Raw genomic sequence first — 13,799 nt, 5'->3', positions numbered from 1 at the left:
CGGATGGCTGTTTGTGATGATTCTTGCATCGAAAGCATAAGCTTATTCTCTTCTCCTCTATATGTGCATCCCTCTTGGGGAGGGACAAGCACCAACCTTAAGTAAGCAGACTTGGCTCCAGTCCGAACCGGTTCAGCCTGGAAGCAAACGTCCACCTGGTTTTGTTATAAATCCAACGCGAGGACGGAAGCTCCTGGAACAACTCTTCTTCGGCGCGTGCATCCAAAATAACAAAGCTCGCCGGATTCCCCGGCGCAATGCCGTATTGCTCAAGACCAACGATGCGGGCCGGGTTTGCTGTCAGCATCTGCAGCACGGTAATAATATCTTCCTCCTTGGCCAAATGGGCGGCATAAGCCGTCATTAAGCCAATCTGCAGCAGATCGCCTCTCCCGAAAGGATGGAACGGATCTTGAATATTGTCCGACGCTGCAGCGATGGGCACTCCGCCTTCCAGCAGCTCACGGACGCGGGTAACGCCCCTCCGGACATTGCCCCGGTCACCACGGCCTTGCAAATAAAGATTAACGGCCGGCAGGGTGACCGCCGCTACACCCGCATCCGACATTTTCGCGATTAACCGTTCCGCTTCGCCATGCTCCATCGCAGACAAGGAGCATAGATGGCCGGCCGTCGCCCGGCCGCCGTAACCGCCTGCCTTGACGTAATCGCAGTAAATATCGATCGTCTTGACGCCCGGATCATCCGATTCATCCGAATGAAGATCAATCGGTTTATCGAACCTTTGCGCCAGCTTGAATGCCCAAGCCAGGTTAGTCTCGGGATCAGGCGACAGATGCGGCGACCCACCCACCCCGTCTATGCCCATGCGCAGCGTTTCGGACGCGAATTCCGTTAATTCTCGTTCATAAGCAGAATCATAGAAGAACATCGGGAAATATTGAATGTCTACTATTCCGCTGACCCTCTCGCGGGCTTCCAGCGCCGCTTCAACGGTTCGCATGGCGATATCGCGGCCAAGATGAACAGGAACGTCAAGATGGCTTCTAAGAACTGCCGAGCCGAAGGAAGCCGAGCTCATCGCTGCCTTCTCTATGCGGTCGCGGATCATTTCCTTTGTAAAAGCCGGAGCAGCACCCCGGTAGTTCTCGATCGCCTCCAGCAGCGTACCGGACCGGTTGCGTACCCAAGGCAGCGAATAGGCTTTGTCGAGATGCATGTGGGCATCTACAAAACCCGGCAGCATCACCTTCCCCTCCAGGTCCAGCAATGCCGTTGTCTTCAGCTCGTCGAAGGAAAGGGAATGGATCGGAGGATGCTCCGAAGACACGATTATTCCCTCCTGCCGGTCGACGGCTGTCCAGCGCCCTCCCTGGACTTTTACCGTGTACAGGTCATCATTTTGCTGCAGCGGCAGCTTTACGTTGATGGCTTCCAGCATCTTTGTCTAATCCCTCCTAAAATGAATTTCAACCTAAGTGACCAGGTCCATGTCACTCGTGAAATTCATGCTTCGTAAGCATATGCCTAATGAATTTCAACCTAAGTGACCAGGTCCATGTCACTCGTGAAATTCATGCTTCGTAAGCATGGGCTACCCCTCAGATGATTTCATTTCGGATTCATGCCAGGAGCTCAGCATCCACTTGGAGAAGGCGTTCACCAGCAGGAAGAACGCGATGCCAAGCAAAGAGGCGGACAATCCGCAAGCGAACAGGTAAGCCGTCTGCAGGCGGGAGGAAGCAACGGTAATCGCATAACCGAGTCCGCCATTGCCTCCGCCGATACCGGCGATATACTCGCCAACAATGGCGCCAATAACGGCTAGCGTACATGAGATTTTTAAGCCCGCCACGATATAAGGAAGCGCGGCCGGGATCCGGAGCCGGATCATCGTTTGCAAGGGAGAGGCGTTATAGAGATAGAAGAGATTCTTCATGTTGTGATCGGTTGAGTTAAGGCCTATAAGAGTGTTGGACAGCATCGGGAAAAATCCGATCAGGAAAGCGATAATAATAATGGCGTTCATACCCGCCCCGAACCAGATCACGATAATCGGCGCGATGGCGACGATCGGAATCGTCTGCATGATGATGGCATAAGGGTAGATACTGCGCTCAATGAGCTTGGAGCTGGCGAGCAGAACCGCAAACCCGATACCTAGAATGATGCTGAGCAAGAAGCCAAGCACGGCCTCCGTAATTGTGGTATAGACCGACACCCACAGATTCGAAGCGTTCTCCGATGCCGCCATCACAATATCCGAAGGCTTTGGCAGCAAATACGGCTTCAGGCCGGACAGACGACAGAACAGCTCCCAGCCGCCAATGAACAGAACGAAGGCGACAGATGGCGGACCGACTCTTTTCCATGCTTTTCTCAATGATGAGGTGCGTTGCTTTGCGTCTGTGCCCACATCTGCCGACGTCCCAAACGATAAATCCGGGCTCGTTATCGTCTCCTCACGCATCGTTTATCCCTCCTGATTTGAAATGCTCTCTACCGGCGTTTGCAGTTTGCCTGGATTCAGCAGTCCGCGGGGGTCATTGGCACGCTTGGCATTTACCATCGCATCCCACTCTCCCCGCCCTCCCATCTCCAAAACCCAGGTATGAGGATCATTAATTCGGACGCCAATGGACCGGAAGTAGGCAATAATCTCATACAGCCGTTCATGTGTGGTGTAACGGACAACCGGCAGCGCTGCTGGAGCAACAACGCCCGACGTGCGGATAAATTCAAGATGCATCAGCACTTCATCGCCAAACTGCTCTTTAATAAGCGCAATCTGGTCGAGGAACCGGTCCTTGTCAAAGCCGGCCTGCAGGTAGGTCATCGTTGGATCCGTCTTGAGCGCCCATAGCGTCGTATGGTTCCATGTAAAATCGGAAAGCCCAATCACCTTGCGGTACTGCTCCGGCGGGATCGTGTAGCCGATTCGGCCGCCTGCCGCGCTGGCATGTGCCGCAAGCAGCCCTTCGCTTCCATGCTCGGTCTCCAGCAGACAAGCGCTGCAGCCGGCTTCCAGCTTTGAAGCGATAGGCTTGAAGAACGTCGGGATCGGCCACTCAACCGGGGCAACGAGACGCTTGCGGATCGTATCATCAAGCGCAACCGCATGCGAGAACCGGGCTGCTGACTCGAAATCGTCGAACTGGACAACCGTCTGGGTCCATTCCACTTTGGCCGCAATGGGGATGACCACTTCCACAAGCACGCCGGTCGTTCCGTAGTTATGAATGTAGGCGATAAGATCGTCTCCCTTGACGGTCAACCTGCGGGGAGTCTCTTCTACCGTCAGGACAACCGCCTCCAGCACATTGCCGTCCCACAGGTTGCCCCAGGTGATGGAGCCAATCCCGCCTGAACCGCCGCATACGAAGCCGCCTACCGTTGCTTTCATATAGGTGCTCGGATAAATCCGGAGCTCTTTCCCCTCTTCGCGGAGGAGCTTCTCCAAAGCGCCAAGCCGAACTCCGGCCTGCACGCGTGCATACGACTCTGTTACTTCAAGCACCTGATCGAGCTTGCTCAGATCAAGCACAATGCCGCCCTCGAGCGGAACCGCCTGACCGTAGTTGCCGGTACCCGCCCCGCGTGTCGTTACCGGAATCCGGTGCTTCCATGCCGATGCGAGCACTTGCGCCGCCTCATCCACCGAATGCGGGACGGCAATGCCCTCCGCCCGTTTGTCCTGAAGCAACGGGACTAACACCGGAGAATACCAGTAATAGTCCTTCGATAATTTATCGACCTGCCCGGGATCCGAGAGCAGCCTCTCTTCCCCCACAGCTGCCTGCATGTCAACCATCCAATCCTTCATCATGCTTGCTCCTCCTCTCTAATGCTTAAGGGCTTGCGACACGGACCGGACGATTTGCCCGAATTCCGGCGTTGTACGGAATGACTCGTCGCGCGGGAAAGGCACCGGTACGTTAATGAGCTCGGCAACCTTGCCCGGACGCGGCGTCATGACAGCGATACGGGTCGACAGAAATACAGCTTCGAACACGTTATGGGTTACGAACAGCACCGTCATCTCCGGATCCTGCCGCCATAATTCAAGCAGCTCAATCTGAAGGGTCTGCCGAGTAATCTCGTCCAGTGCTCCAAACGGTTCATCCATCAGCAGAAGCTTCGGCCTGGCGACAAGAGCACGGGCAATCGATGCCCGCATCTTCATCCCGCCGGACAGCTCGCGGGGCATGGAGCGCATATAATCCTTCAGCCCAACCATCTCCAGCACGCGTTCCGCTTCCCCCTGGCGCTCCTTACGCGGCACCCCGCGCAGCGCAAGCGGCAGCATTACATTATCGATGACCGAATTCCACGGCAGCAGCGTATGATCTTGGAAGACGAATGCGGTATCGGACTGCTTGCGGGCTTCGCTCGCCGCCCTCCCCATCACCTCCAGCTTGCCGCTGCTAGGATTGGACAAGCCGGTAATCATCTTGAAGATTGTCGATTTCCCGCAGCCGGATGGACCAACAAAACAAAGAAATTCGCCTTCATGAATGGTCAGATCAACTTCCTTGACCGCTACCGTCCCGTTCGGATAAACCTTGGACAACCGCTCCATCCTTACCCATTCCTTGGCCCCAGTCAATGTTGTCATGGTGATCATCCCCCTATCCGTTCTTCAGTGAGTCCATATCGAACGTTGCAACATGCATAAGTGCTTCGGCCAGCAACGGCCCTGCGATCGTGAGCATCGCTTCCCCTCTGTCCGCCGTTGCTTTGGTTGCATCTCCTGCGACTCCGCTGCCGGATATATCGTCCATTACCCAGGCAAACGACCTCGACCGGAAGGAGAATGAGCGGGAATCCGGGAACCTCGGCATCTCACGGGGAGCAAGCTCTGCATTTACCCACCCCGGACACATCGCCATCACAAGCGACGTCTCCACATCTCCGGCATGAATGCCGCAGGCTTTCTCTTCCTCATCGGTGAAGGAGTCGCTGTAGCCTACTGCACCGGGATCCAGCCGGTAGACCTCCAGTCCCGTCGCGATCCGGATTTCTCTCGCCATCATGCCCAGCAGATCCGCATTGCCGCCATGCGTATTAAATAGCAGAAGCTTATGGAAGCCGCTTCGCGCAAGCGAGGAAGAAATATCCTCCAGTACTGCCATCAGCGTCTTAGCCGATAGGGTGATGGTGCCCGGATGAGCGGCATGCTCAGTGCTCTTCCCATAGCTTACAGAAGGCAGCAGCCAGATTGGCGCATCTTCCGGCAAATGCTCAAAGGCCGCAGCCAGCATCGCCTCGCCAATGAGCGTATCCGTAAAGACCGGCATGTGGGGGCCATGCTGCTCCACAGCGCCTATCGGCAGAACGAGCAGGACATCCTCTTTGTTCATGGCCGCAATCTCTTTGGTCGTCAGCCGCGGTAAAAACCTCCGGTCATAAGCTTCTCCCTGATAACGAAAGAACATAAACACTCACCTCTTTAAGCAGAATATGATGTTAACTTAAATGACACACGATTCACTAAAAGCAAAGAAAATGGCAAAGGACTAGAAAATTTTCAGAATATTAAGTAAACTTAAATTACACTCATATAACACAAAACTTCCTCTTATTTACCACTTATATCACACAAACGAAAGTTTGTATACAGAATTTTCACACAATTGAACAGGTATGTAACATGTATTGGAAGGTAAAAGGGAGCTATTGGGAGGAGATCACTTATGCTAATCGGAACACGCCGCCACGAAATTATGATGCTGCTCGACTCAAAACCGCAGTTAACGATCCTCGAGCTTGCCGAGCAATTTAATGTCTCCAAAATGACCATCCGCCGCGATCTTGATCTCCTGCAGTCGGAAGGCAAAATCCAGCGGTTCCACGGCGGCGCCGTTAAAGTAAAACGGTTCATGGGCGCCAGGTACGAGCAGCGTGCGAACGAACATAAATCGGAGAAGCTCGCGATCGCCAAAGAAGCGGTCAAGCATATTCAGGACGGCATGAGCATTATTCTGGATGCCGGCACGACCGTAGCCTCAATGGTGGACGAATTGGAGCGTTTCAAGGGGCTCAAGATTATTACCCGTGATCTGCATACCGCCTTAATGCTGTCTAACGAAGAGCGGTTTGGGAGCTTTGATGTATACTGTTCGGGCGGAAGAATAAGCAAATGGGCGTATAGCCTGGACGGGGTTTATGCGGAGAAAATGCTTAAAGCAATGACTGTAGATGCCGCATTCCTTACTTGCGAGGCCGTATCTCTGTCCAAAGGGGCCATGGCCTGGTCGCCAAATCTTGTAGGGGTCCGGCAGACCACGATGGAAGCTGCGGGGAAAACGATTTTGCTGGCCGATTCCACCAAATTTAGCTACAACTCGCTTGCGATTTTTGCAGCCATAGATGAATTTGACGAGATCATTACCGACAGCCGGCTTGATGAATATGAACTCGCTTCCTATTACAAGGCTGGTATGCCGCTAACCATTGCAGCGGGACCAGAATAATAACAAGGAGCCTCTGCAGACAGGATCTGCCGGGGCTCCTTAAATCAGCTTATACTTCTTGTTCACACGGACATTTATTCTTTAAATTTCTCTTTCACAATACCGGAACCAATTCCTGCGCCAACCATAAGAACAAGCGGAGCAAAATTCCAGAACCATGACCCGTCCAGCAAAGCAATATCCATGCCGGCCAATTTGTTCAGCCCCAGCACAACAAGCTTAATAATAAGCAGGACTACACCCAGCAGGAATAACAGGTCAAACAACACCTTTAGTCCCGGATAGGCCAGTTGCTTGCTGTCGTCAATCACCTTTTTGGTCAACTCTTCATCACTCCTTAACAGCTCATCAATCGTAACCCCAAACAGATCACTGATCTTAATAATAATCTCGATACTCGGGTAGTTCTGATTGTTTTCCCACTTCGACACGGACTGCCGGCTTACAAACAGCTTCTCCGCCAGCTCATCCTGCGACCAGCCGCTGCTCTGCCGCATGCTCTTCAGCTTCTCTCCAAACACCATCTCGGCTATCACCTTTCCGCGAGTAAATTCATATCCACATCATGCTGAATTCCATGTACGAAGTAAAGCGAGCTTTCGTTGCGGAGCCCTGCAACCACAGGTTGCGCCAGTAAATACGCGGGTTTTTCCCGCTAGGACAAACGCAAAAAAGGGCCGTCCGGCATGTTGGACGACCCTTTTTTAGATATTACTTTTAATCAGCAATATCACCTATATAGCAAGCATAAATCTGCTCAATCGGCTTGAAGTACAGATGCCCGTCTTCCCATGGCTGAAAATGCAGATCCATCCTTGAATCGCTCCAGTTCTCCGGAGTTCCCTTCGTGCTAAGGCGTCCCGGCATAACAGGCTCCTCGGTCACATTCGGGAATTCCTGATAACCAAACAGGAGATTCTCGTGAATGCCGATGATCTCGTATTTTGGTCCGAAGAAAGCCCGCTCCTCCTGAAGCTGGTAATGGTAATAAACATAACTGCTGACCATCTCCGGCCTCAGATGCGCAACCCGCCCGACTCTCTTCTCGACCGGAGACTTGCGAAGCCAGTGCTCCTCATTCGCTGGCTCGTTGAAGTGGAAGACATCCATCATCCGGATCCATTTGCGCGGCTCCGCCTGCCCCGGCCAATCCTTCAAATACGGCTCTGCCGCACCTGCAACCTCTTCGGGCGCCAGCTTGCCGTCCAGGCACTCATAATAGAGAAAGACATTATGTTCCCAATGGAAAGCCGCGGCCGTCATCAAACGGCCCTGCTTCACCAGACTGGTGACATGCTCATTCTGCTGTAATGCCGCTACGCCAGCCTTTTGACAGCCGTCCTTCCATGCTGCCCTATACATGAACCGCTCGATCATACCGTCCGCTCCATTCCGTATAAAAACCAAGAATTAATGACGATGTTTTGCCAGCCACCCGCCTGCATAATCAACCGCTTCCTTCAATTCAAGCAGCCTGCATTCCGCATATCCGACCTGACCGCGGTTGATGGTGCCATGATCCTCAAAATGCCTGCCCAACTCTTCAAAATCACCGGAGTCGTAAGCATAGTCCATGAACCACTTCCACGTCCGCTGCCCATTCACCAGCATCGCTGTGCCCATCTTTTTGGTCGGCATGCCAGACAGCCTCGACTCGGCAAGATGAAGGCTGGTACAGGAATCAAAGCCAACACCAAGCAGCAGTACTTTCGCACCCGCCGCATATAGCTTGCCTAGCGGAGAAGCCTCCCCGAACTGCGGGGTTAACGGATGACCGTTTGCGATATACTCCGCATATTTGCCGTTCGCACAAAAGGACACCTGCGGGTGCTCCGAGCGCAGCGTACCCGGATAAGTCCGGAACAGTTCGGCGATACGTCCCATTCCCCGCGTTGGCGTTACCGCCGGATCAAAGGCCGGCATTTCGTTATAGATCATTTCGATCCACTCCTGCGGAACCGGGGGATTGCCCCATTCGGCGGGATCACTCCAGTCCCCGCTTTGCGCCGGCATGACGAGCGTCCCGCTTTCTCCAACGGATTGCAGCAGCGCCTGCACGACCGCCTGCGCACCGCCGCATACCCACCCGATGCTGGACAAGGAGGAATGAACAAGCAGATGATCCCCTTCTTCTATGCCCAGCTGACGGAGGTCATGCAGCATCCCGTTTACCGTAACCGGCAGCTTCGTTTGCTTGATAATGTCATGCTCACTCATATTCCCTTCAACACCTTTCTCTTCGCCAATCTTAGTTGCGGATGGTAAAATAAAACTGATTATTCATAGTCTAATAGAATAGGCGGCGCAACATGTCCATTACCTATAAGATGTATACGATGTGTATGGTTCAAGATAAGGATAAGGTACTTTTAATCAATAGGCCAGACAAAAAGGGATTTCCCGGTTATATTGCACCCGGCGGCAAAGTGGACTTTCCCGAGAGCTTCGTAAACGGCGCAATCCGGGAGGTTCAGGAAGAAACGGGCCTGATCGTGAAGGACATTATTTATAAAGGACTGGAAGAGTTCTGTGATCCCCATACGAACCTCAGATATATGGTCTTTAACTACCTGGCGACTTCGTTTGAGGGGAGTCTGCTCGAGAATCCGCCGGAGGGCGAGCTGCTCTGGGTGAACAAGGAAGAGGCACTGAAGCTTCCGATGCAAAGCTGGTTTGCTCGCCGCTTCCCGCTATTCTTCCAGGAGGGTACATTTGAGCTGAGCTACGTGTGGGACGAGAAGACCAGAGAAACGCTCGATAAAACAGAACGCTACTACTCTCTCGCTCCTGTACAGCAGCACTAAGGCCAATAAAATTAGCACTTGAATAAAAATAACGGCATAAGCTATACTAGTAAAAATTCAAACGAAATTATGCCGATGAAGAGAATCCAACTCGGAGGCGTTCTCGTCAAGGGGTTACCCCCTAAGTTAACCGGACCCGCCCGTTACCGCGGAACTAAGTGGATTAAACAGCGGTCAAACTGTTTAATCAATTTGGGTGGCACCGCGAGAATACAAGCGCTCTTCGTCCCAATCGGATGATTAGAGCGCTTTTTTGTATTCAATCGTAGAGGAGCGAGTTGCCATGTTAGACATCAAGTGGATCAGGAACAACCAGGAACGTATTCAAACCGTCGCAGACCAGAAAGGGATTGCCATCTCCATCACCCAGCTTGTGGCATGGGATGATCAAAGACGGGTGCTGCTGCAGGAAATCGAACTGCTGCGCCAAGAGAGGAATCAGACCATTCAGGAGATTAATCTATCCATCTATAGCCATGACCTTCAGCATCTCGATCAGAAGAAGCAGATGATGAAGAAGATCAACCATCGGTTAGCTGCCTTGGAAAAAGAACATAAAACCGTTCACGATCAATATTCGAACCTGATGTTAGTTGTCCCAAACATCGTGTCGCCGGACACGCCTGTTGGCCTTTCGGATCAGGATAACGTGGAGGTAAGACGAGTCGGCGAACCAACCGGCTTCGCCTTCGAAGCCAAAGACCATGTGAAGCTTGGCGAGCTTCACCGGATGATCGATATTCCCCGCGGTGTCCGAACAGCCGGAAGCCGCAACTATTATTTGACCGGCGCCGGTGCCGCGCTTCATCGCGGTGTGCAGCAGCTGGCTCTGGACTTGCTGATGGCCAAAGGATTTACTTTGCTCGAGGTTCCGCTCATGGTCCGAAAGGAAGCCCTGCACAATACCGGCTTCTTCCCGCTTGGACAGGAACAGACCTACCAAATAGACGGCGAAGACAGATACCTTGTCGGTACATCGGAGGTGCCGCTTGTATCGTACTACGATAATGAAATCGTCGATGTCCGCGAACCAATCCGGCTTGCTGCCGTCTCGACCTGTTTCCGGAATGAAGTAGGTTCGGCGGGCAAAGATGTTCACGGTTTATACCGGGTACACCAGTTCTCGAAGGTAGAGCAGGTTATTATTTGCGAAGACAGCCTGGAGGCGTCGGAGCAGATGCTCCAGGAAATCACGCAAAACGCAGAAGATCTCTTGCAGCTGCTTGAGCTCCCCTATCGCGTCATGGCCGTATGCACGGGAGATATGTCGCAGAAGACTTATAAGCAATTGGACATCGAAACCTGGATGCCAAGCCGTCGGGCTTACGGCGAAACCCATTCGTCGTCGAATCTTCTCGACTTTCAGGCGCGCCGCTCGAACATCCGGTACCGGGATGTTCAAGGAAAATCGCGGTTCTGCCACACGCTCAATAACACGGCCGTAGCTTCGCCGCGAATTCTCATTCCGCTGCTCGAGAACCATCAAGAGGAAGACGGCTCGATCCGTATCCCTGAAGCGCTGCGCAAATATATGAATGGAATGGATCGTCTGCACATTTGATGTTTCCTGCCGAGTGGGTTACTACTTGATTCGAGTCGCCCTCTTTAGCTACGTTGTACTTTATGCAGGATATTTAAAGCTATTGGAGCATGGAGGCTGCCTATGTTGTACAATATGCAGGATATTGGCAGCTTTTCGGCTTAATTGCACCCATATGAACGAATATACTGCATTAAATACAACATAGGGTGGCCAACAGCCCCATTGAGCCGGATTATACTGTAGAACATACAACGTACGTCGGCAGATGAGATGCAGGGTGCCCCAGCCAGTATGGGCGGTACCCCCTGGCGAATCACGCCTACGATCATAACGCTCATAGGCATAAGCATCCGCTGAGAACATAGAACAGACCTCCTCTAACCAAAGAGGAGGCCTGTTCTATTCTCTATTCCATTCTATAGCCTGAAATTCACAAAAAAGATCGTTCCCTGCTCGCTCGTCTGCACCTTGATAACCGCGTCATGACGGGCGGCAATACCGTAGCTGACGGATAGGCCAAGGCCAGTTCCGCTCGACTTCGTGCTGAAGAACGGCGTTCCCAGCTTTTCAAGAAATTCTTCCTTAATCCCGCTCCCCTGGTCTTTGACCTCCATCACAACTTGCTTGTCGTCAGAGTATGTCTTAATCGTTAAGGTACCTCCCAAAGGCATGGCATCCAGTCCGTTCAGCACGAGATTCAGCACTAACTGACGGATTTCTTTCTCATCGAGTTGAATAGGCGGGCATTCCCCCAAGTCCAGTGTAATATCATGGTTACCGGTCATCGCTTTGGACTGGATAAGCGGGAACAAGGTTTCAATAACCGTATTGATCTGCTTGAGCTTCCGGCTCGTCGGAGCTTGCGCACCCACGGACAGGAACTCGGTTACGATATTGTGCACGCGGTCGAGCTCTTCGATCATAATATCGGTATATTCCTTCGACGGATTGCTCTTGGACAACTGAAGGAATCCGCGTACCGTCGTCATCGGATTACGGATTTCATGTACAATACCAGCAGCCATCTCCCCTGTAATGTTGAGCCGGTCAAGCCGCGTAATCTCTTTCTCCAGGAATACCCGCTCCGATATATCCGTTACCACGCTTAGGAGGCAATCCTCTCCATGAATCTGCATCACTTCACTAGACAATAGGCCATCCCGCAAATCGCCGGATTTGGTCATATAGCGGATGCGGACGTTCCGGGCCGGCCCCCATGGATCATGGCTGTCTGCTGACAAACTCCCCTTATCCTCGATGTCCACAATATACTGCAGCAGATCCCGGGATTGATTCATTACTTCAATTCCTTCATAGCCGGTAGCCTGCAGCAAGCTCTCATTGACATTAATGTACCGTTTGTCCTTAATCGATCTTAAGACAATGAGGCAAGGCATCGTATCGAAAATTTTACGGAAACGCTCTTCCTCCATCATTTTGCGGTCGGTTACATCACGGATGGAGCAAACGTACAGCTGCTGCTGGGCAATACTTGCTTTGCCAACTTGAATATCCACAGGAAAGGGGACGCCGTCTTTACGAATAGCCGTTGTTTCAATGAGCAGAGCTCCCTGATTCGTCTCTGCCTGAAGAAATGAGAACATGTCGGGTACGATTTGGTCAATATGCTGACCCGCCAATTTATCCGGCGTATAACCAAACATTTTGGCCGCGGTAGGATTCAGTGTTTGCATAATCCCATGCTCATCCGCGGTTACGATTGTGTCATTGGACGTTTCTCCGATAACCTTGAGCAGTTCATTTTGCAGCTTAATCTGCTCCTGATACTGATACATCTGAACGAAAGCCTCAATTTTCATTTTTAACGTTTCCGGGTGGAACGGCTTGAAGATATAATCAATTGCGCCAACGGAATAGCCGTGCTTCACATGCTCTGCCGCCTGGCTAATCGCCGTGATGAAAATAATTGGAACATACTTTGAACGCTCTCTCATCTTAATAAGACGGGCGGTTTCAAAGCCGTTCATGCCCGGCATTTGAACGTCCAGCAAGATGACAGCAAAGTCCGTTGTCAGAACATGACGCAGCGCTTCCTCGCCGGAATGAGCAGAGAATAAGCGGTAATTCGGGGAAGCCAGTATCGCTTCCAGCGCGATCAGATTTTCCGGCCGATCGTCTACCATTAATATATTGACCGTAGCTACGGCGCTATTTAACTTTGCGGTAAAGCTTTTCATTAGGCTCCATCTCCTTATAACAGTCTGTATAGCCGGTAAAGGTCATGCTTTCTTTATTCCCGAGTCCCAGAAATCCGGATGGAGACAAGCTCCCATAGAACAGTTCATGAACGCGATTCTGCAAATACGAATTAAAGTAGATCATGACATTACGGCAAATAATAACGTGAAATTCGTTAAACGATTCATCAACCGCCAGATTATGCTGGGCAAAGGTGATTTTCTCACTTAGAAAAGGCCGAAATTTCGCGTATTCCTTCGTATAGGACAGGTAATCCTCTATGGAATTCCTGCCGCCCGACAGCTTGTAGTTAAAGGCATACTGCTCCAAACGTTCAAGCGGAAATGAACCCAGCTTCGCTTCTTCAACTACCGCTTCATTCATATCCGTGGCATAAATTCTTGTCCTCTCAAGCAGACCTTCCTCATGCAGCAGAATCGCCATCGAATAGGCTTCTTCGCCTGTGGAGCAGCCGGCATGCCAAATCCGGATGCGAGAGTAATCCCTCAGCTCGGGAACGATTGTCTGACGGAAAGCTTTGAAGAAGCCAGGATCGCGAAACAGCTCCGTTACATTAATGGAAAAATCGTTAGCCAGCCTCTTGAAAATCAAGCGGTCATGCAGCACCTTCTCCTGTAATCCGGATATCGTCTTCAGACGCTCCGCCCGAATGCGGTACCATATTCTCCGGCGTATAGTCGGCATTACATAATTACGAAAATCCACACCGTAATACCGGTAGAGCGCCTCCAGCAGCAGTTCAATCTCAATCCGCTCCAGCTCCTCAAGCGGTTCCTTCTCATTCGCGCACAAATGCCT

The 13,799-nt window shown here is 51.9% G+C and carries 13 protein-coding genes; 3 read left to right on the top strand and 10 right to left on the bottom strand.

The genetic code is table 11. The features are described 5' to 3' along the window. Positions 1 to 97 precede the first annotated feature (97 nt). The 5 genes from BM200_RS25385 to BM200_RS25365 all read right to left on the bottom strand — a co-directional run bounded on the left by BM200_RS25385 (position 98) and on the right by BM200_RS25365 (position 5,396). A complete protein-coding gene (locus BM200_RS25385; RefSeq protein WP_091189520.1) occupies positions 98 to 1,402 on the bottom strand; it encodes an amidohydrolase family protein in 1,305 nt (434 codons plus the stop codon). Positions 1,403 to 1,555: 153 nt separating this feature from the next. Beyond that, positions 1,556 to 2,431 (bottom strand): ABC transporter permease, encoded by an 876-nt coding sequence (locus tag BM200_RS25380; RefSeq protein ID WP_091189518.1) that lies wholly within the window; start codon positions 2,429 to 2,431, stop codon positions 1,556 to 1,558. A gap of 3 nt (positions 2,432 to 2,434) precedes the next feature. After that, positions 2,435 to 3,787, bottom strand: a complete 1,353-nt coding sequence (locus BM200_RS25375; protein ID WP_091189517.1) for an FAD-binding oxidoreductase — start codon at positions 3,785 to 3,787, stop codon at positions 2,435 to 2,437. A gap of 15 nt (positions 3,788 to 3,802) precedes the next feature. Then, positions 3,803 to 4,576: an ABC transporter ATP-binding protein gene (locus BM200_RS25370; protein ID WP_091189516.1), complete on the bottom strand. Its 774-nt coding sequence runs from the start codon at positions 4,574 to 4,576 to the stop codon at positions 3,803 to 3,805. A gap of 13 nt (positions 4,577 to 4,589) precedes the next feature. Then, positions 4,590 to 5,396 (bottom strand): creatininase family protein, encoded by an 807-nt coding sequence (locus BM200_RS25365; RefSeq protein ID WP_091189514.1) that lies wholly within the window; start codon positions 5,394 to 5,396, stop codon positions 4,590 to 4,592. Positions 5,397 to 5,654: 258 nt separating this feature from the next. Here BM200_RS25365 and BM200_RS25360 point away from each other — a divergent pair, with 258 nt between their 5' ends. Further along, positions 5,655 to 6,434 carry a DeoR/GlpR family DNA-binding transcription regulator gene (locus tag BM200_RS25360; protein ID WP_091189513.1) on the top strand — a complete coding sequence of 260 codons (780 nt, stop codon included), beginning with the start codon at positions 5,655 to 5,657 and terminating at the stop codon, positions 6,432 to 6,434. 74 nt (positions 6,435 to 6,508) lie between these two features. Here the strand turns inward: BM200_RS25360 and BM200_RS25355 are convergent, their stop codons facing one another. From BM200_RS25355 to BM200_RS25345, 3 genes are all read right to left on the bottom strand, one after another. Further along, positions 6,509 to 6,958, bottom strand: coding sequence for a helix-turn-helix domain-containing protein (locus tag BM200_RS25355; protein ID WP_091189511.1), 450 nt, complete (start codon positions 6,956 to 6,958; stop codon positions 6,509 to 6,511). Positions 6,959 to 7,151: 193 nt separating this feature from the next. Beyond that, positions 7,152 to 7,811, bottom strand: a complete 660-nt coding sequence (locus tag BM200_RS25350) for a hypothetical protein (protein WP_091189510.1) — start codon at positions 7,809 to 7,811, stop codon at positions 7,152 to 7,154. Positions 7,812 to 7,844: 33 nt separating this feature from the next. Further along, entirely contained in the window at positions 7,845 to 8,651 is an 807-nt protein-coding gene (locus tag BM200_RS25345) for an AAC(3) family N-acetyltransferase (RefSeq protein ID WP_091189508.1), read from the bottom strand. Between the two features lie 92 nt (positions 8,652 to 8,743). Here BM200_RS25345 and BM200_RS25340 point away from each other — a divergent pair, with 92 nt between their 5' ends. Together BM200_RS25340 and serS are read left to right on the top strand one after the other, a co-directional pair. After that, positions 8,744 to 9,238, top strand: a complete 495-nt coding sequence (locus BM200_RS25340) for an 8-oxo-dGTP diphosphatase (protein WP_091189507.1) — start codon at positions 8,744 to 8,746, stop codon at positions 9,236 to 9,238. Between the two features lie 283 nt (positions 9,239 to 9,521). Continuing rightward, positions 9,522 to 10,799, top strand: coding sequence for a serine--tRNA ligase (serS, locus tag BM200_RS25335; protein WP_091189505.1), 1,278 nt, complete (start codon positions 9,522 to 9,524; stop codon positions 10,797 to 10,799). Between the two features lie 398 nt (positions 10,800 to 11,197). Here the strand turns inward: serS and BM200_RS25330 are convergent, their stop codons facing one another. Next, entirely contained in the window at positions 11,198 to 12,979 is a 1,782-nt protein-coding gene (locus tag BM200_RS25330; RefSeq protein WP_091189504.1) for a PAS domain S-box protein, read from the bottom strand. Further along, positions 12,951 to 13,793, bottom strand: a complete 843-nt coding sequence (locus BM200_RS25325) for a CheR family methyltransferase (RefSeq protein ID WP_091189502.1) — start codon at positions 13,791 to 13,793, stop codon at positions 12,951 to 12,953. Before BM200_RS25325 ends, BM200_RS25330 begins: the two co-directional genes overlap by 29 nt. Positions 13,794 to 13,799 lie beyond the last annotated feature (6 nt).

The sequence above is a fragment of the Paenibacillus catalpae genome, from assembly GCF_900112695.1.
Taxonomy (GTDB): domain Bacteria; phylum Bacillota; class Bacilli; order Paenibacillales; family Paenibacillaceae; genus Pristimantibacillus; species Pristimantibacillus catalpae.
The sequence above is the reverse complement of the archived record's forward strand: the minus strand, read 5'-3'. Positions and strand labels throughout refer to the sequence as shown.